The organism is Microbacterium sp. CCNWLW134 (assembly GCF_037083565.1).
In the GTDB taxonomy this organism is placed as follows: domain Bacteria; phylum Actinomycetota; class Actinomycetes; order Actinomycetales; family Microbacteriaceae; genus Microbacterium.
This window is the reverse complement of sequence record NZ_JBAOJU010000001.1, coordinates 632,440-650,628: the sequence shown is the minus strand read 5'-3', so window position 1 is coordinate 650,628 and position 18,189 is coordinate 632,440. Positions and strand designations below refer to the sequence as shown.

General features: G+C 64.3%; 14 protein-coding genes. 7 read left to right on the top strand and 7 right to left on the bottom strand.

What is annotated here, in order from left to right; translation table 11 throughout:
• Complete coding sequence (locus tag V6S02_RS03000; RefSeq protein ID WP_336399824.1) at positions 1-2,226, top strand: hypothetical protein; 2,226 nt, start codon at positions 1-3, stop codon at positions 2,224-2,226.
• Here V6S02_RS03000 and V6S02_RS02995 read toward each other — a convergent pair.
• Complete coding sequence (locus tag V6S02_RS02995) at positions 2,218-4,461, bottom strand: hypothetical protein (RefSeq protein ID WP_336399823.1); 2,244 nt, start codon at positions 4,459-4,461, stop codon at positions 2,218-2,220. The genes V6S02_RS03000 and V6S02_RS02995 overlap by 9 nt on opposite strands.
• 222 nt (positions 4,462-4,683) lie before the next feature.
• Between V6S02_RS02995 and rfbA the strand changes: the two genes are divergently transcribed.
• The 3 genes from rfbA to V6S02_RS02980 are packed head-to-tail and all read left to right on the top strand — an operon-like array spanning position 4,684 to position 7,972.
• The gene (gene rfbA / locus V6S02_RS02990) at positions 4,684-5,553 is read left to right on the top strand and encodes a glucose-1-phosphate thymidylyltransferase RfbA (protein ID WP_336400769.1); all 870 of its coding nucleotides are present in this window, start codon (positions 4,684-4,686) and stop codon (positions 5,551-5,553) included.
• Entirely contained in the window at positions 5,553-6,557 is a 1,005-nt protein-coding gene (rfbB, locus tag V6S02_RS02985) for a dTDP-glucose 4,6-dehydratase (protein WP_336399822.1), read from the top strand. The genes rfbA and rfbB overlap by 1 nt, the downstream gene beginning before the upstream one ends.
• Positions 6,554-7,972 carry a bifunctional dTDP-4-dehydrorhamnose 3,5-epimerase family protein/NAD(P)-dependent oxidoreductase gene (locus V6S02_RS02980; protein ID WP_336399821.1) on the top strand — a complete coding sequence of 473 codons (1,419 nt, stop codon included), beginning with the start codon at positions 6,554-6,556 and terminating at the stop codon, positions 7,970-7,972. The genes rfbB and V6S02_RS02980 overlap by 4 nt, the downstream gene beginning before the upstream one ends.
• On the opposite strand, the gene V6S02_RS02975 is transcribed toward V6S02_RS02980, so the two are convergent.
• Together V6S02_RS02975 and V6S02_RS02970 are read right to left on the bottom strand one after the other, a co-directional pair.
• Positions 7,969-8,901 carry a glycosyltransferase family 2 protein gene (locus V6S02_RS02975; protein WP_336399820.1) on the bottom strand — a complete coding sequence of 311 codons (933 nt, stop codon included), beginning with the start codon at positions 8,899-8,901 and terminating at the stop codon, positions 7,969-7,971. The genes V6S02_RS02980 and V6S02_RS02975 overlap by 4 nt on opposite strands.
• A complete protein-coding gene (locus V6S02_RS02970; RefSeq protein ID WP_336400768.1) occupies positions 8,895-10,574 on the bottom strand; it encodes a glycosyltransferase in 1,680 nt (559 codons plus the stop codon). The genes V6S02_RS02975 and V6S02_RS02970 overlap by 7 nt, the downstream gene beginning before the upstream one ends.
• Positions 10,575-10,727: 153 nt before the next feature.
• On the opposite strand from V6S02_RS02970, the gene V6S02_RS02965 reads away from it, so the two are divergent.
• From V6S02_RS02965 to V6S02_RS02955, 3 genes are all read left to right on the top strand, one after another.
• Positions 10,728-11,594, top strand: a complete 867-nt coding sequence (locus V6S02_RS02965; RefSeq protein WP_336399819.1) for an ABC transporter permease — start codon at positions 10,728-10,730, stop codon at positions 11,592-11,594.
• A 13-nt stretch (positions 11,595-11,607) separates the two neighbouring features.
• Positions 11,608-12,324 (top strand): ABC transporter ATP-binding protein, encoded by a 717-nt coding sequence (locus tag V6S02_RS02960; RefSeq protein ID WP_336399818.1) that lies wholly within the window; start codon positions 11,608-11,610, stop codon positions 12,322-12,324.
• A gap of 138 nt (positions 12,325-12,462) precedes the next feature.
• Positions 12,463-13,632 (top strand): excalibur calcium-binding domain-containing protein, encoded by a 1,170-nt coding sequence (locus V6S02_RS02955; protein ID WP_336399817.1) that lies wholly within the window; start codon positions 12,463-12,465, stop codon positions 13,630-13,632.
• Positions 13,633-13,696: 64 nt separating this feature from the next.
• Here V6S02_RS02955 and V6S02_RS02950 read toward each other — a convergent pair whose 3' ends face one another.
• The 4 genes from V6S02_RS02950 to V6S02_RS02935 form a co-directional block, all read right to left on the bottom strand.
• Positions 13,697-14,830: a glycosyltransferase gene (locus V6S02_RS02950; protein WP_336399816.1), complete on the bottom strand. Its 1,134-nt coding sequence runs from the start codon at positions 14,828-14,830 to the stop codon at positions 13,697-13,699.
• On the bottom strand, positions 14,830-16,281 hold the full coding sequence (locus V6S02_RS02945; protein ID WP_336399815.1) for an LCP family protein: 1,452 nt from the start codon (positions 16,279-16,281) through the stop codon (positions 14,830-14,832). The genes V6S02_RS02950 and V6S02_RS02945 overlap by 1 nt, the downstream gene beginning before the upstream one ends.
• Positions 16,278-16,745, bottom strand: coding sequence for a 5-(carboxyamino)imidazole ribonucleotide mutase (gene purE / locus V6S02_RS02940; protein ID WP_336400767.1), 468 nt, complete (start codon positions 16,743-16,745; stop codon positions 16,278-16,280). The genes V6S02_RS02945 and purE overlap by 4 nt, the downstream gene beginning before the upstream one ends.
• A gap of 160 nt (positions 16,746-16,905) precedes the next feature.
• Entirely contained in the window at positions 16,906-18,039 is a 1,134-nt protein-coding gene (locus V6S02_RS02935; protein ID WP_336399814.1) for a 5-(carboxyamino)imidazole ribonucleotide synthase, read from the bottom strand.
• Positions 18,040-18,189: the final 150 nt, after the last annotated feature.

Genomic DNA, 18,189 nt, shown 5'->3' with positions numbered 1-18,189 from the left:
ATGATCAACGACGGGGAGACCGAGAACGAGGTGAGTGGAAGCCGACTCGTCCCATTGCGGGAGCACCTGTCAGACCGTTTCTGGCTTGCGTCGACGGCCGTCGTGGTTCTCGTGACAGCGCTCGTCCCCCTCGTCTTCAATCGGTTGCACTACTTCGTAGATGACTCCGTCAACGGCGCATTCGGACAGTGGTTCCACCTCGGTTCGAGCCTCCGTGAGGGCCGATTGCCATTGCTCGAGCCGAGTGTATGGTCGAGTGGCAACCTCTTCGCCGAGGGACAGTGGGGCTTCTTCAACCCGCTGATCCTGCTTGTGAGCGTATTCGCAAGTCTCGCGCAAGACGCGGCCGTCTTCACGACTGTCGTGAAAATCGGGGCCATCCTCGTCGGCGCGTGCGGCGTTTATGCGCTGACGCGTGAGTTCGGCGCGCGCCCCGTCTACGCCTTCGGCGCCGGAATCCTTGCCCCGTTCACGGGCTTCACGACGTTCTTCGATGCTCCCTCGTGGGTCACCGGTCTATTCGCGTGGAGCCTACTTCCCTGGGCCTGGGCCTACGTATCGCGCTTATGCAGGGGGGTGTCCGGTCCCATTCCTGCCTTCATCTTCGGCTACCTCCTCATCTCGATCGGGTACGTGCACGGAACGATTGCGCTCGCGCTGGTCATCGGCCTCACTCTCTCTATTCGTGCTGTGTGGCGGGACTGGCGCGCGGTTCGGAATCTGCTGTTGATCGGTGTGGCACTGGGTCTCGTCGCTGTGGCGGTACATATCACGAGCCTTCTCACGGCGCCGGTGACGAACCGCGGTGGAAGCGCCGTCTACATGGATCAGTTCATGACACTGGACCTCTCGGGTATGGCTATGTCGCCGGTCGCGACTGCGCTACCACAGGCTGCAGCCTGGTGGTGGGTGGGGCTCACCGCTCCCGTACCGATCGCGTACCTCGCGTGGGTATTGCCTCTTGCTGCCGTCATCCGCTGGACCCATCTACTGAGGGTGAATCGCCGCCTGGTGGATGTCCTCGTGGGGCTTGGCGTCTTCTCCGCGTTCATTATGCTTCCCACCGTCATCGGCCCATTGCGTTATCCGACGCGGATGCTCCCCTATCTCGCCCTCTGCGGCATCGTTCTCATCGCAGTCGGGCTGGATCGCGCCCTGAAGGTGACCGCGCCCCGCGTCGCCGTCGTCTTCGCCGTCCTCGCGGTATCAGCATTCCTGTCATGGGCGCAGGGGCCGCAATACATTCGCCGAATCGCCGTCGCCGTGTTTCTGGTTTCAGCGGGAACGGCGCTGGTTCTCCGCATCCTGGGGAGTTGGCAGAGGGGGCGAACGAGAACCATTTCGCTCGGAGTGGCCTGGTCACTCATCGGGCTGTCGGTATTCACGCTCCAGCAAGCCGTGTATCCTCGCTCGATCTGGCCGGATCAGGAGATCCCGACTCAGATCTCGCAACTGCAGACACAGCTGAAGGAATCGGTGAACGACACGATCGTCGTCGGTGATCCGCTCGCTCTGCCAGCCTCCGACGCGCTGTGGTCGGAGACTCTTTTCGCCAATTCCTGGTACGTCAACCCCAACTCCGTACTCAACCGCTATCAGCTGCTGGGATTCAACGGATTCAACAGCGCGCTGTGCCTCGGTTACCTCGGTGAGACCTGCCCTGATCTGGCCGCGAGTCTGTTCGAAGTGAGAGAGGCAACCGGCCTCGCCCTCGTTGATCAGCTCTCTGTGGATTCCGTCCAGATCATCAAAACGGAGCAGACGAGTGTCTATCTGGACGACCCACCCGCTGGATGGCACGTCGCCACTGATGGCGAATTCACCCAATTATGGGTGCGCGACGAGCCGCGTGGCAGTGCGGGCGGAATTGTAGCGACGACCGAAGGTGTGGAGATCGCCGATGTCATTCAGTCCCCTGAAGGCGTCAGCTTCGCGGTCACGGAAGCACCCGACGGCGGTGGCAAAGTCGTCTTCAGCAGGCTTGCGTGGCCCGGCTACGCGGTGGATGGAGCCTCGATCGGTGATCCCGCTGACGGTTTTCTTTTGACCGTCGACGTCACCGCCGACTCCATCGTGAACGTTGCCTTTCGACCCGCGGGCATTCAGTTCGCGCTTGTGAGCCTGTCAGCCGCCATTCTCATCGTCGGTTCCTGGGCGGCGAGCGGAGCAGTATCCCGTCGGCGCGCTGCGCACCTTCCCACACCAAGAGGGCAACACTCAGCCTGACGCCCCGACCAGACCGGCGAGTGTTCCGTCAGACACGTTCAGGATCCTCGGGACCTTGCCGCCGCTGGCGTCCAAAAGCTCCTGCCAGGAACCAACCTTCCGCCAGACGCCACCCTCAGCTACGAACACCGCTGGGGAGGAACCCTTCACGAACACTCGACTGAGTGCAGCTCGATCGACGGTCAACCGATCGCAGGTCTCCGAACTGAGTTCAACCGTGCTGAACCCGGCCGCCGCGGCGGGAGCCACAGTCACGATTCGACCGTCCGCAGCGAAACCTGCCGAAGCGTCGCACTGGAGCCACGAACTGAGCGCTGGCGCTACCGTCATCGCCTCGAGCTCGGCGTCCGCCACGCTCAGGAAGGACGGCGGAATGCCTGCATCCCGGGCAATATCGAACGACTGCAACCAGTGTGCATTCGTCCCGCTCGCGAGGGATAGGGATGCGCCGCTCGCCTTCAAAAGGAGTCCGTCGGCGATTGGCGGGCCGTATGGCGCCGCGTTCAAGGTCGACGTTTGGACGGTCAGCACAAGGGGGTTCTGTCCATTGTTTAGAGCAACCAGATGACTCCACGTGGCGACCCGTCTGCGCTCGCCAGCCTGGACAGCGTAAACGGTCGGCGAGTCTGGACTCCGGACGGCCAGGGGACCTGTGACCGGCTGACCGAGGGGATACTGCGCGCAACTTATCTCGGCGGCGGCCACGGATCGAAGTCCAGGAGCGGTCGGGGAGGACAGCCGATGAATCGCTCCGCCAGCCAAGAAGTATGACCCGCTGCTGCACGAAAGGACGGGCGCTACGGCACCGTCCTGTCGGTAACGACTGAGATCATTCGCCGGGACGGTGGCGACGTCGCCCGGCGTCCGACCATACTCGACGACATCCGACCACGTGTTGACCGCCAGGAGCCGGTCGAAATCGACCGTCATGAAAACCCTTGCGTCCGAAGGGGTGCGCACGAGCTGGCCTGGTGCAAACACCATCGCGGACTTGGTCAGTCCGGGATAACGGGCGCTCGGGAGATAAGGCGCGTAGGGCGTCGCTCGCATGTCACCGTTCGCGGCTCGCGCGGCGGCCTCGTTGTAAAGGGGAGTGACCGTCGTCGCACTGTCAAACCGTCCCCATGTGCTTCCGCTCCGCAATCGGAAGTAGATACCGACGTCGGGCCCCTGGGGGATTCTGCTCAGCATGCCATCCGGAACGGTCGTCGGCCTTCCACACGCGGCACCCCACATGGTGGCGATTTCGCACGTCGGAATCCGATGGAGCGCTCCTCCTTCGACGAGGGACATCACACCTGTGCTCGCGTTGTGCAGTACCGCACCGGTGGATCCACGCGCAGCGAATCCCGCCAGGAAGCTGTCGCTTACGGTCGCCGCGGGCCCGAAAACCCGAGCCAGCTCTGAGTAATCATCTGCATCCGCGACGTGCCAGCGCGAGGTGCCTGCGAGGAGGAACACCGCGGGATTGGAAGCCGTACGGGCGAGAGCGAGGCCGCTCGATTGGGTACTTCCGAACCAATCGACGAAGTAGCTGAAGAAGTTGCGGTTCCCGTATGCGGAGCAGGCGTCCCCTTCGCCATATCCGGCTCGGAGCGCCGCGGCGTTGGGCTGGTAGGGCGTGTAGTAGTAGAGATTCGCGGTCGCCTGATTTTCAATGAAGACCGGCGCGGAACCGCACGAGCTGTTGGGATTGAACCTGATGTTCCATGTCTTACCCGGCGCATACCAGGTGAAATAGGCACTTGTTCCTGGCGGATTGGCGTAGCGCTTAAGTTGCCACGCGGCGCCGAACACCTGATTGAAGAACCCGTAATAGCGAGTGTCGCAGGCAGCTGTGTCCGGGCACCCCTGGCCCATCGCAATCGTGTAACGCCAGTCGCTCGGCCAGGTGTGCGTGACCAGCCCCTGTTCCTTCTGCAGGGTAACGAGCAGGACGCGCGGATTGATCCCGCACGACTGTGCAACTTTGAAGATGATCTGCGCCGCGCGTTCGTTCGAAACGCCTGAGTACCCCGCACACATCGCATCGGCAGGGATGGTGCGGGAGCTGTCCGTCCAATCCTTCAGGCATGTATAACCTGCTTGGCACGACGGGACCCGTGCGTTGAGGAAGGACTGAATCTGCGCAGCCGACATTGTCGAGGAGTCGAAGAACGTCGCGTCATTGATGATGTTCCCTGGCTTGAACAAGGCCAGGTCGGCTGCCGGCCGCTGACTCGCTGGCTTGGACACTGGAGCCGACCCAACATGTCCGGCCGCAACAGCGGAAGCATCCCCGACGCTCAGAATGCTGACAGCGAGCAGCAGCACCATCCCGAGTCCAAACAGGCGTTGATGAAGCCGTCGAGTCTTGCGCACTCGCTCATTGTGGCGGATTTATACCCGTGTGGCCAGTGTTACATCTGTACACCGCTGGGAATCACTGCGCGGCGAGGGCTGTGTCAGGATTGTGGGGTGAAAGGCATCATTCTCGCCGGGGGCTCGGGCACCCGACTGCATCCCATCACCCTCGGGACCTCTAAGCAGCTTGTGCCGGTTTATGACAAACCAATGGTCTACTACCCCCTGTCGACGCTGATGCTCGCCGGAATCCGCGAGATCCTGGTCATCACCACCCCGCACGATGCCGCGGCCTTCCGCCGACTTCTGGGGGACGGATCGCAATTTGGGATCTCGATCACATTCGCGGTTCAGCCTTCGCCGGACGGCCTTGCTCAGGCATTCACCATCGGCGCCGACTTCATCGGGAACGACAAGGTCTCCCTGGTGCTCGGTGACAACTTGCTCTACGGACCCGGATTAGGCACTCAACTCAAGCGGTACGCGGACGTAGACGGCGGCGCAGTCTTCGCTTACTGGGTCGCAGAGCCTGAGGCCTACGGTGTCGTGGAGTTCGACGACTCCGGACGGGCAGTCTCCCTTGAGGAGAAACCGATCCTCCCTCGCAGCAACTACGCAGTGCCGGGACTGTACTTCTACGACCACGACGTCGTGCAGATCGCCCGAGACCTGCACCCATCGGCCCGCGGAGAGTACGAGATCACGGACGTCAACCGGGCGTACCTGGAGCGCGGGAAGCTGCACGTCGAGGTGCTGCCGCGCGGCACCGCGTGGCTCGACACCGGGACATTCGATCAGATGACGGATGCCGCGGACTACGTTCGGACGATGGAACGCCGCACCGGCCTGAAGATCGGCGTCCCGGAGGAGATCGCCTGGCGGCAGGGATTCCTCACGGATGACGAGGTGCGCGAGCGAGCCGAAAAGCTCGTGAAATCCGGCTACGGAGCCTACCTGCTCGAGACCCTCGAAAGGGGCCTCTGATGGCTGCTCGCAACTTGCTCGTCACGGGCGGAGCCGGGTTCATCGGATCGAACTTCGTTCACCACGTCGTCGACAACACAGATGACCACGTCACCGTCCTGGACAAGCTGACCTACGCAGGCAACCTGGCATCGCTCGACGGTCTTCCCTCAAATCGCGTTCGATTCGTGCAGGGCGACATCGCCGATGCCGGCCTGGTAGACGAACTCTTCTCCGAGGCCGACGCCGTCGTGCACTACGCCGCGGAGTCTCACAACGACAACTCTCTGCACGACCCGCGTCCCTTCCTCGACACGAACATCGTAGGTACCTACACTCTCCTCGAGGCTGCACGCCGTCATGACCGACGATTGCACCACATCTCCACAGACGAGGTGTACGGGGACCTCGAGCTCGACGACCCGGCTCGGTTTACCGAGGCCACCCCGTACAACCCCTCGTCGCCCTATTCTTCGACGAAAGCGGCTTCGGATCTGCTCGTTCGCGCCTGGGTGCGGTCATTCGGCGTGCGGGCGACGATCTCGAACTGCTCGAATAACTACGGGCCCTATCAGCATGTCGAGAAATTCATCCCGCGCCAGATCACAAACGTTCTTCGCGGGATCCGACCGAAACTTTACGGGAAGGGCGAGAACGTCCGCGACTGGATTCACGCGGATGACCACTCTTCAGCCGTCCTCAGAATCCTGGATGACGGCCGCATCGGCGAGACCTACCTGATCGGCGCTGACGGGGAGAAGGACAACAAAGCGGTCATTGAACTCATCCTCGAACTGATGGGTCTACCAGCGGACGCGTATGACCATGTCACGGACCGCGCTGGTCACGATCTTCGATACGCCATTGACTCGAGCAAGCTGCGAGCCGAGCTCGGGTGGAAACCTCAGTACGGCGATTTTGAGGCTGGCCTTGCTGCGACCATCGACTGGTATCGGAAGAACGAGCCCTGGTGGGCGCCGTCGAAGAACGACGTCGAAGCGTTCTACTCTTCCAAGGGACAATGATCGCCTTCGGCAAGGCGCTGACGCCGCGACCCACCCCCATCCCCGGACTGGTGCTGTGGGACATCCCTGTGCACGGCGATGCTCGAGGCTGGTTCAAGGAGAACTGGCAGCGCGAGAAGATGCGGTCACTGGGGCTGCCTGATTTCGGTCCTGTTCAGAACAACATTTCGTTCAACGACGCCGTCGGGACGACCCGTGGGATACATGCCGAGCCGTGGGACAAGTGGGTATCGGTCGCTGCCGGGCGAGTGTTCGGGGCGTGGGTGGATCTTCGTCCGGGTCCGACCTTCGGGACAACCTTCACTGCCGAGATCGACCCATCCATAGCGATCTTCGTACCTCGCGGAGTGGGCAACTCCTACCAAACGCTTGCGCCCGACACGGCGTACACGTACCTGGTGAACGATCATTGGTCACCCGACGCTGACTACACCTTTCTAAACTTGGGTGACCCTACGGTCGCGATCGAGTGGCCGATTCCGCTCGAAGCCTGCGAGATCTCCTCGAAGGACTTGAATCACCCTGCCCTCGAAGACGTCGTGCCGATGGGGCCGAAAAGAATGCTGGTGCTCGGAGCGCTTGGGCAGCTTGGGAAGGCGTTGCGAGCCGAGATCGGCGAGGTCGACAATGTCGAGTTCGCCGACCGGACCGAACTCGACATCACTGCCCCGGGTCTTGAGCAAGCGAGAGCATGGAGCGAATACGACACCATCATCAACGCGGCCGCCTACACATCCGTCGATCTCGCAGAGACCGCTGCAGGCCGCGTGGACTCGTGGTCAGCCAACGTGGCGGCTGTGTCAGCTCTTACTCGTATTGCCACCTCTCACCGCATCACGCTCGTGCATGTGTCCAGCGACTACGTCTTCGATGGGCTCCTCGGCCGGCCATATACGGAGGACGATCCGGTTGCACCATTGAGCGTGTACGGGCAGACGAAAGCGGCCGGCGACGCCCTTGTCTCGACCGTTCCCCAGCATTACATCTTGCGAACGAGCTGGGTGGTGGGAGACGGACAGAACTTCATCTCCACGATGGCCTCCCTCGCAGCACGGGGTATTGATCCAAGTGTCGTCGATGACCAGGTCGGTCGCTTGACGTTCACCTCCGACATCGCGCGCGGCATCCGCCATCTTCTCGACAATCGGCCTGCATACGGAACCTACAACCTCACGTGCTCGGGCGAACCGAGTAGCTGGGCTGACATCGCTCGCCACGTGTTTGCCGCGGTCGGCCATGACACGAAGCGTATTCACGGCGTGACGACGGAAGAGTATTTCGCAAAGACCAAAGGACCAGTCGCCCCAAGACCGAGATACAGCGTTCTGTCCCTCGAGAAGATCACCGCAACCGGTTTTGCACCGACAGAGATGCTGTCAGCCTTGCGCCACTACCTCGAGCGAGTTGGCGTCTAGACCTTGTTCAAGACCGGCTCGACCTCATCGACGGGGCGAGCGACGGGATATCTCACGGCGGGATTGAAGGCAATTCCTCGCAGCCACTTCCGCAGAAGCCGCGCCCGCAGGCCCAGAGAGACCCGTCCGCGATGCAAGCTCACCGCTAGCCGAGCGCCGAACTCGAGATAGTAGAGAATGCCTCGATGATGAAGCTGATAGGACGCTTCGTTCCTGACGCCGTACTCGAACTTCCAGGCACTCTTCGCATCGACCATCGCGAAGTTCACGCCGCGGTTGTCGCCCATGTCGTGAACGACCACGCTATCGAGCACCTGTACGCCGGGACACCGGCGAGTGAGTCGGAGCGTGTACTCTCGATCGTCGAACCAGATGAAGTACTCCGCGTACGGCAGCCCGTATTCGGCGATGACCCAACGAGGGATGAGCACCGACACGAAGGAACAGGCCGTCACCATGACGTTGCGCTGGCCCTGGACCAGGAGTCGCCCCCAGTCCCACGTCGGCAGAGGGTTGTTCATCTCGCAGATGTTGCCGTCCGTGAAGGTGACGACTGAGCAAGCGAACGGCACGTCCGGTCCCAGGGCATCGACGGCCTCGTCGAAGCCACCCAACAGACGGGCCAACGCCTCGGGCTCCGGGTAGCAGTCGTCATCCATGATCCAGACGTGATCGGCCCCGAGGCTGTACCCGCGCCGCATGCCCTCCGTGAAGCCGCCCGCTCCCCCGGTGTTCTCCGGCATCGTGACCACGACGAGCGGGACAGTCGCGTCGAGGGAGGCGAGATACTGATCGGTGCCGTCGGTGGAGGCATTGTCCACCACGAGCAGGGTGGAGACGGCATGCGACTGGCCCTCGATGGCCGAGATGACCTTTTTCAGCTTCTCGAGTCGGTTGTACGTGACGACCACTGCTGCCACGGTCACCATGCGGCCACCTCGTTCGTGAACCATTCTGTTGCAGACGGGTGTGACAACAACGCGTTCTCTGCCTCTCTCTCACTTCGCCAAAGGTCGTACCGGGCCTGTTCGTCGCGGGCGAGCCAGGTGACTTTTGCGGCGAGCTGCCCCACCGCCCGATGCGCGTTCCGTGACGTCAACGCCCTGGGAGGAACCACATCGGACTGGGCTCCCACGTCGGTTGAAACGACGGGGACCCCGTGGGCGATCGCTTCCAAAGTCGTGAGCGTCAGTCCTTCGTTGTGCGAAGGGATCACAAGTAGGTGCGCATCCGACAGCGTTTCCACGACAGGAACGCCAGATGTGCGGCGCTCGATCGTGCCCTCCAGTCCCAAGGCACGGATGAAATGATCGATGGCCGCGGCCATATCGCCGTCACCGTGCATGATGAAGCGCGCACGTACGCCGGCACGGCGAAGGCGGTGCGCCATCGCCACGAAGACCTCCGGGGCCTTCTGCCGAGCCATGCGGCCAACGAAGGCGACGGTGAACGGGTCAGCCTCATCCCTCCGGCGGAAGTCCTCCGAACGATCGGTGACCGTAAGGCCCACGAGAGGGGCCATGACGACCTTTCCTCCCGCGATGCCCTGGGTCTGCGTCATCCATCGTTCAAGCGCTGGAGATATCACGTGGTGGGTCGTGATCACTTCTTCCACCAGAGCGCTGCTCATGGGGTAGCCACCACCCCGGAACTCCAGGATGTGGGTCGAGTCGACGATCGGGATATCGGGACGGGAGTCCGAGATCCAGTGGAGGCGATCGTAGAGCCACTGATTGTGGTGCACCACCACGCCGCGGACGTCGAAGGATCGGAGAATTCCGCGGAGAAGCTGCTCGACCCCTGGCGTCTGCGATCGCGCCGTCGGCTCCGAGAAGGGGATGAGCAGTGCTCCGTCGAGTTCTGGCCGCGCCAACCAGGGGTGGTGGGATTCTCTGTTGCTGAGCACGATGGGTAGCAACCCCGCCTCGCGAACAAGACGAATGGTTTCGAATGCCCAGCGCTCCGCGCCGCCCATCTCGAACCAGTGAATGCCGATGATGACAGCGCGGGATGCACCGTCGGGGGGCGCCGGTGCGGGAATGATCGAGAATTCTTCGTGGACCCCGCCCGGGTCGAACTCCCGGTGAAACTGTCGCCGGGGGGCACGCCGCATGTGGCTCCTGTGACGCAGCAGTTCCAGGTCGCGCGCCTCGTCGTAAAGAAGCGGTGCGCGAAGACGGACGTCGCGCAGCACACGTCGGATCGGATTGGGCGAGCGGTCTCTCGGTGGATCGTGGGCGAGCACGTCGTCTCGCGAGATGTGAATGTGGCGAACCGGTCGCTCGGCCAAAGACGTCGCGACTGCTTCGCCCGGTTGCGGTTGCCTCTCCTCGGCTTCGATCTCGCTCTTCATCACGAGCGAGAAGAGCCGACGGCGGAAGGCTCGGGACAGGCCGGTGAATGTTGCGTCGTCAGTCGTCCTCGGCAGGGTCTCCCACGACCCGTCGTACGCGTGCACCGTGAGCTCCCTCGAAGGAGCCATCAGGGCATGGAAGTTAAGCGCGCCGACAAGGAGACGACGTTCCCGCAATGACAGATCATCGGGTACATCATCGGCATCGGAAAAGGAGAACAGAGAAGGCTGGCCGAGGACGAGTGGCATGGTCACAACAGGTCGCTCTCTCGGTGAAATCGGTTCGGACGGCCGGGTGGCAGCCTGACGAAGCCTAGCAATGCGCGCTTGGAGCAACCCGACAGCCGCGCGTCACTAAGATGAAACGGCCCGCTTCGGGTCCCCCTATGCCCTGAGGAAACCATGTCTCGCGCCCTGACCGACTCCACTGCGCTCGAGCAGCCCGGACGCAGCGTCGGACTGTTCGATGTGTTCCGACGTCGTTACCTGCTGTCGTTGATCGTGCGCAAGGAGGTCCAGATCCGCTATCGCGGGTCGGTGCTCGGCTGGGCCTGGTCTTATGTCAAGCCGCTCGTGCAGTTCGTCGTCTTCTACGTGGCCATCGGGGTGTTTCTCGGCATGAACGGTCGCGTCGACTTCTTCCCGATCTACCTACTAGCCGGGATCACCGTGGTGACCTTCTTCAATGAGGCCTTCGCCAACGGGACTCGGTCGCTGGTCGATAACGCGGCCTTGATCAAGAAGATCTATCTTCCGCGCGAGATGTTCCCTGTATCCAGCATGTTGATCGCTGCGGTGAACTCCCTTCCGCAGATCCTGGTCATCATCGTCATCGCGCTGTTCTTCGGGTGGGCACCCTCTCTATTGCACATCGCCGCGCTTCTCCTCGCGCTCGTGATCGTGGCCTGCCTCGCAACCGGTCTCGGACTTCTCTTCGGAGCGATCAACGTGACTTTCCGCGACGCGCAGAGCTTCGTGGAGATCATCGTGATGATGTCCGTCTGGGCGTCGCCGGTCATGTACCAGTGGGAGATGGTCGCGGGAGTGCTGCCCGAGTGGATGTTCACCGCCTATCGGCTGAACCCCATCACTCCTGCCGTGGAACTGTTCCACTACGGGATCTGGTCGCCGCTGAATCCGCGGAACGGGCAGTTGCTCCCTGATCTATGGCTGTTCGCCGGTATATCGATGCTCACCGCGCTGATCGTTCTCGTTGCTGGTCAGTTCGTCTTCCGCCGTTTGGAGGGCCGCTTTGCACAAGACCTCTGAGTCGACCGACACCATGTCGAGCATCCTCGTCGAGAACGTGCGGAAGGACTTCAAGCTCAGGCACACCCACTCGATCAAGGAGACCTTTCTCGCTGCTGTGCGGCGAAAGCCGTTGACGACGGACTTCCACGCACTCGACGGCGTATCTTTCGAGATCGAAGAAGGAGAGTCTGTCGCGCTCCTCGGGTTCAACGGTTCTGGTAAGTCGACGATGCTCAAGCTGATCTCCGGTGTCCTGACGCCTGATCACGGATCGATTCGTACGCGCGGCCGAGTTGCTGGCCTGATCGAAGTCGGAGCTGGCTTCCACCCCGACCTTTCCGGGCGAGAGAACATCTACCTGAACGCAGCGATCCTTGGAATGACCAAGAAGGAGACACTGGCGCGGTTCGATGACATTGTCGCCTTCAGCGAGATCGAGCAGTTCATCGACACGGAGGTCAAGCACTACTCCTCTGGGATGTTCCTCCGCTTGGCATTCTCCGTCGCCATCCACACCGAAGTCGACATCCTGCTCATCGATGAGATTCTGTCGGTCGGAGACGAACCCTTCCAGAAGAAGTGTCTGGCACGCATTCGCGAGCTGCACGCCGAGGGCAAGACGATGGTCGTGGTCTCCCACGACCTGGACATGGTTTCGCAGCTCTGTCAGCGGGGCATTCTCCTCCGCTCGGGACGAGTCGAGTTCGATGGGGACAGTAAGCGCGCCGTTCAACTCATGCGAGCCTGACGGCCGACCTGGTTTCTCGATCGAGTGACGCTAGAGTCTTTCCAGCGCGCCAACGGAGGCGATGCTCTCATTGGAGGATGAATGCTGGGGGAACGAGGCCGTTCAGGCGGCAAAGCGTCGCGAGTCGCTCGCACCGGAATGACGGCACTGGTCGTCGGAGCGATGGGCTCGGCGTTGTTAACGAACACCGCAAATGCAGCCGTGGTAGAAGCACCAGTAACGGCCGCAGTCGTGGTCGACTGCGGCGCAGCGCAGAATTTCGTCGTGCAGATCCAGAATGCAGGTTCGGATACTGTCGAGGTGCTGATCGACGTCGATTCAGATCTTGACGGCGCACCTGATTTCGGCGACGGTGTTCTCGCGGAGCCAAACGCATCGACCGAGCTCGGATTCGGATATCGGGCCGACGGGGACTATGGCGTTCGGATCTACTCGACGGGCATCGACATCCTCAACGAGACAGTCGTAGTTGATTGTGAACCTGAAGCCGAGACCCCTGCCTATTTCGTGACGTCGTACGACGGGACAGTCTGGCAAGTGTCGGCTTCGGCGATCGTTCCGCTCTCCTTCGAGGAATGGCAGGAGCTTGGTTTCCCGTCCCCGACCGCGGCCCCGACGGATTACGTCCGCTACGCTTGGTCTCCTTCGATCAGCGCCGTCACGTTCTTCGGGCCCGACCCGAGCCGCTGGGTGTGGAAGCACCTGACACTGGGCGAATGGACGAGAGCGGGAAACCCTGGACCGCGATTGGCGGGATGGATCGAGGGTTCGACCTATTACCAGTGGGCTAGTTCGGACCAGATTTTCGTCCAGGACGTCGGCGGGGTGAAGCATGCCCTCACTTATGAGGAATGGGCAGCTTCGGATTTCAGGCCATTTGACCGACGCGCGGACCAGGGCTTCGTCAAGCTGAGCTGGGATAACAACATCGCCTTCCTCACCGACTTTTCAGCAGGTGCAGGTGCGCCTATCGACTACGCGCGGTGGAGTAACGAAGGATTCCCGAATCCCTCTGTCCAAGCTCGATTCCCCGGAGACCAGGTTTATCGCCAGTACGGCGACGCGACAATCTGGTACGCCGGTCCGACTGTCAATCGTCCGATTAGTCTGGCCGAGTGGACTGCGATGGGCCGACCCGCCCCAGACGTGCGAGGAATACCGCCTCGTCCCGCGGATAAGGACTGTGGCAATTTCGGTTCACAGGCCGAAGCCCAGGCTGAGTTCAACTTCTACTTTCCGGCGTACGGAGACGTCTACGGACTCGATGGCGATGGCGATGGCATAGCCTGCGAGTCCTACTTCGATTAGCTGAAGGGCGGTGGGGGTTCGCGCGCCGAATCCCCACCGCCGTCGCGCTCCGGAACGAAGCCACTCAGAGGTCGGCGTGCAGGTGCCACACCTTGTCGGCCGCTTCCGCCCAGGAGAACGCCCGTCCGCGGTCTGCCGCGAGCACGCCCAGCCGCTCGGCGGCCGACACCGACCCGAGCGTCTCCGCCAGGGTGGCGCCGAGGGCGTCGCCGAGAACGGCGTCGTCCGCTTCGTCGACGAGCCGACCGCCGTCGGAGACGACCTCTGTGTGCGAATCGGATGCCGCGGCCAGCACCGGCACGCCGAGGGTCAGCGCGTCCACGACGCGCCAGGGGAACGCCTCGCGCCGCGACGGCGCGAGAAACGCCAGCGCCGCACCGAAGACTGCAGCGCGGTTCCAGGTCTCCAACGCTCCGCGCACGTGAAGGCGTCGTTCGGGGAGCCCGGCCGCCTCGGCGAGGTCGGCGATCGCGGGCTCCTCCCCCTCCGGCGCGTCGATCACCACGACGGGGAGATCCACACCCGATCGCGCGACCGCGGCCAGCCCGACGGCGAGCCCGTCCGAATTCCGCGACGCCGAACCGGCGAGCAGCACGAACCCCTCGGGCAGGTCGAGCTCTCGCCGCCGGCCGACCTCGTCGTTCGGCACGGCGAAGCCGAGCGGCGCCGCGCCGGGAATGACACGGATCCGCTCCCCCAGGTTCACAACCCCCGCGATCCTTCGTGCGAGGGCGTGGGTCGGCACGACGACAGCGTCGGCGTGCTTCGCGGCGCGCTTGATCATCGCCCGCTGGAACGACAGCGCGCCGCGGGGCAGCTCGCCCGGCGCATCCCACGCCCGGCTGTCCCAGACGGTGACGACCGTCTGGTCGTGATTGTGCACCCGGTCGTGGCGCACGAGCGGCGCCATGAGCGTCGGCGAGTGGATCATGCCCGCACCGATGCCCGTGGGTGCGCCCAGCTGCACGGCCACCGACAGCTCGCGGCGCGGCAGCGCCGCGGGATGTACCCCCGCAAGCCCGGGAACGGCGGCACGCAGCGCCGTGGCATCCGTCTGCGCGGGCACGATCGCTTCGACCTCGGTTCCCGAGGGAGCCCCGGCGACGAGTGCGCGGGCGAGTTCGCGGGATGCCTCGGCGAGGTCGTTGTCGGTCGGCACCGCGACCTGGTCGAGCATGACTCGGAGCGTGGCGGTCATCAGCCCTCCGGCGTCGGCGTCGGGGTGGGCGGATGAAGCGCGGTGCGCACGAGCTCTTGCACGTAGGCGTAGTCGGGGTCGTACTCGTCGATGCCGAACTCGGGGATGAGCTCGATCGTCGTGACCGGCTGCTCCTGCGCCTTCAGCGCCAGCTCGGCGAGGTAGGGCAGCAGCGACTGCGGCAGGTCGGTCTCGACGATGTCGGCACCGGCGGCGGCGATGTCCTGGAACCGGGTCAGCACCGTCTGCGGAGTGAACTGGTTGAGGATCGCCTGCTGCAGGATGCGCTGGCGCTGCATCCGGTCGAAGTCGCTCGTGGTGTATCGCGAACGGGCGTACCACTGCGCGGTGTCGCCGTCCATGCGCTGCAGGCCCGGCTCGATCCATCCGATCGCCCATTCCTCGGCGGGCTGACCGTCGTAGGCCGGACCGCCGCCCTTGGGCAGACGCTCGGCGACCTCGATCTCGACGCCGCCGAGGGCGTCCACGAGCGAGGCGAAGCCGTGCATGTCGATGAAGACGTAGTACGGGATCTCGATCCCGAGTATGCCTTCGGCGGCATCCTTCGTCGCCTCGATGCCGGGAGCCGAGCCGTTGGCCACCGCATCGGGGTAGATGGTGTTGCCGTCCTGGCAGACCTCCACCTCGGTGCGGAGCTGGTTGATCCCGCTCCCCCACCCGCAGCTGGGGTCGGCGAATCCCTGGTGGCCGTCGGGATAGCGGTCCTGCATCGGCCCGGGTGCGAAGGGGAAGTGGGGCATGTCGCGCGGGATGCCGGTGATGGTCGTCGCACCGGTGTCGGCGTTCACCGAGACGACCGAAATGCTGTCGAACCGCATCGAATCGCGGCCCTCTCCGCTGTCGGCACCGAGGAGCAGGATGTTGTAGTACCCGTCCGACGGGGGGACGGAGGGTCCACTCGCACCGAAGATCGCGCCGAGGGTGTCGCGTGCCGTACCGGTGACCTGCGCGGCGTACCCGACGGTGCCGCTGGCGACGACGAGCAGGGCGACGGCGAACGCGGCGATGCCGAAGCGGGCGGCTCGTCCGGTGCGGACCAGCCGGACCAGCCGCAGCGTGTCGATCGTCAGCACGATCCACAGGGCGGCATACGCGATGAGGATCACCTGGACGAGCAAAAGCACGAACCAGTTGGTCGCGAGGGTGAGGAAAAGGGTCTGCGCGAAGGCGGACGTGAGCACGGCGCCGACGGCCAGGAGCCACGACACCAGGGTCGCGGCGATGCCGACCCGGCCGAGGCGGCGATTGCCGGCGACGATCTGCGCCGAGCCCGGGAGCAGGAAGTTGAGTCCCACCAGCCACCAGCCGCGCCTGGTCATCATCGCCGTCGAGCGGGCGTCGGGGAAACGCAGCGGGCGCTCCTCGAGCACGCGGCCGCGCGCACCGGATGATCCGCGTGTCGTCGTCCGCGGCGGGCTCGCCACGCTCACAGCGACTCCTTCAGGCGGCGGTTCTTCTCCTCCACCGCCGTCTCGAGGTCACGGGCGTACGCCTCGACCTGCTCGGCGACGCGGGGGTCGCCCGCCCCGATGATGCGGATGGCGAGGAGCCCGGCGTTCTTGGCCCCGTTGATCGACACGGTCGCGACGGGGATGCCGGCGGGCATCTGGACGATGCTCAGCAGCGAGTCGAGCCCGTCGAGGGTCGCCAGCTGCACCGGCACGCCGACCACAGGTAGGGCGGTGACCGAGGCGAGCATGCCGGGCAGGTGCGCGGCACCGCCGGCGCCGGCGATGATCACACGGATGCCGCGGGCCCGCGCCCCGCGCCCGTACGCCATGAGCTTGTCGGGCGTGCGGTGGGCCGAGACGACCTCGACCTCGTGCGGGATGCCGAAGTCGGTGAGCACCTGGGAGGCGTCGCTCATGACCCGCCAGTCGGAATCAGACCCCATGACCACGCCGACCAGCGGCTCGGAGGCCGCGTGCAGCGGGGAGTCGTGATGCGGAGCGGTGCGCGCGTCGGATTCAGCGCTCGCGAAAGACCCTGTCACCCGATAAGGCTAGGGCGCCGAACTGGAAGAAGCCCGCAACGGCGCGCAGCGCCGGTGCTGCTCAGTGCAGGAACACCGCCGCCGCCGCCCGGGCGGCGTAGGCGACGTCGTCGAGGTCGTCGCCCGAGACGTTGACGTGCCCCACCTTCCGGCCGGGTCGCGGCGCCTTGCCGTACGTGTGCACCTTCGCCTCGGGGTGGCGGGCCATCGCGTCGCTGAATCGTTCGGTGAGGCCGCCTTCGGCGGGACCCCCGAGGATGTTGATCATGACGGTCCACGGTGCCTTGGGTGACGGGTCGCCGAGCGGCAGGTCGAGCACGGCGCGCAGGTGCTGCTCGAACTGACTCGTGACCGCGCCGTCCTGGGTCCAGTGGCCGCTGTTGTGGGGGCGCATCGCGAGCTCGTTCACGAGCACACGGCCGGCGGTCTCGAAGAGTTCGACCGCCAGCATCCCCGATACATCCAGCCCCTCGGCGATACCGACGGCGATCTCACTGGTGACCTGCTGCTCGCGTTCACCGGTGCGCTGGGCCGGAGCGAGCACCTCGGCGCAGACGCCGTCGCGCTGGACCGTCTCGACGAGCGGGAACGCCCGCACCTCGCCCGACGGGCGCCGAGCGACCTGCTGGGCGAGTTCGCGGGTGAAGGGAACGAGTTCCTCGATGAGAAGCTCGCCGCCGCGACCGTCTTCGGCGAGGGCCGTGAACCAGTCGTCGGCGTCGTGTTCGGATGACACCACGCGCACGCCCTTTCCGTCATAGCCACCCCGCGGGGTCTTCACCACGGCACGGCCGCCATGATCGGCGAGGAAGGCCCCGACCCCGGCGGCATCGCTGACGGCTGCCCAGTCGGGCTGGGGCATGCCGAGCTCGGCGAGGCGCCGGCGCATGTGCAGCTTGTCCTGAGCGAACCGCAGCGCGTGGGGCCCGGGGCGCACGGCCACACCTGCATCGACGAGGGCGCCGAGGACGTCCTGGGGCACATGCTCGTGGTCGAAGGTGACGACATCGACATCGCGGGCGAACCGCAGCACGGTGTCGGCGTCGCGGTAGTCGCCGACCGCGGTGGCCGCGAGCGCCGCGGCCATTCCGTCGTCCTCAGCCAGGACCCGCAGTTCGACCCCCAGCTCGACGGCCGGCGCGATCATCATCCGCGCCAGCTGCCCTCCCCCGACGACTCCGACTCGCAACGCCATGGGACATCCTTCCGCTCGACTGCTTCTTTCGCGCCGTGGCCTTTTCGCGCCGTGGCCATCTTCGCGCAGTCGGCGAGTTCACGCAGACGCGAGGCCGGCGCAGACGGCCGCTCCCGCCCCGTCGCCGGCCACCCGCAGGCGCGGACCGCC

Coding starts and splice junctions, on each gene's coding strand:
- V6S02_RS03000 (WP_336399824.1), top strand. CDS start 1: ATGATCAACGACGGGGAGACCGAGAACGAGGTGAGTGGAAGCCGACTC.
- rfbB (WP_336399822.1), top strand. CDS start 5,553: ATGGCTGCTCGCAACTTGCTCGTCACGGGCGGAGCCGGGTTCATCGGA.
- V6S02_RS02980 (WP_336399821.1), top strand. CDS start 6,554: ATGATCGCCTTCGGCAAGGCGCTGACGCCGCGACCCACCCCCATCCCC.
- V6S02_RS02975 (WP_336399820.1), bottom strand. CDS start 8,901: ATGGTGACCGTGGCAGCAGTGGTCGTCACGTACAACCGACTCGAGAAG.
- V6S02_RS02970 (WP_336400768.1), bottom strand. CDS start 10,574: ATGCCACTCGTCCTCGGCCAGCCTTCTCTGTTCTCCTTTTCCGATGCC.
- V6S02_RS02965 (WP_336399819.1), top strand. CDS start 10,728: ATGTCTCGCGCCCTGACCGACTCCACTGCGCTCGAGCAGCCCGGACGC.
- V6S02_RS02960 (WP_336399818.1), top strand. CDS start 11,608: ATGTCGAGCATCCTCGTCGAGAACGTGCGGAAGGACTTCAAGCTCAGG.
- V6S02_RS02955 (WP_336399817.1), top strand. CDS start 12,463: ATGACGGCACTGGTCGTCGGAGCGATGGGCTCGGCGTTGTTAACGAAC.
- V6S02_RS02950 (WP_336399816.1), bottom strand. CDS start 14,830: ATGACCGCCACGCTCCGAGTCATGCTCGACCAGGTCGCGGTGCCGACC.
- purE (WP_336400767.1), bottom strand. CDS start 16,745: ATGGGGTCTGATTCCGACTGGCGGGTCATGAGCGACGCCTCCCAGGTG.
- V6S02_RS02935 (WP_336399814.1), bottom strand. CDS start 18,039: ATGGCGTTGCGAGTCGGAGTCGTCGGGGGAGGGCAGCTGGCGCGGATG.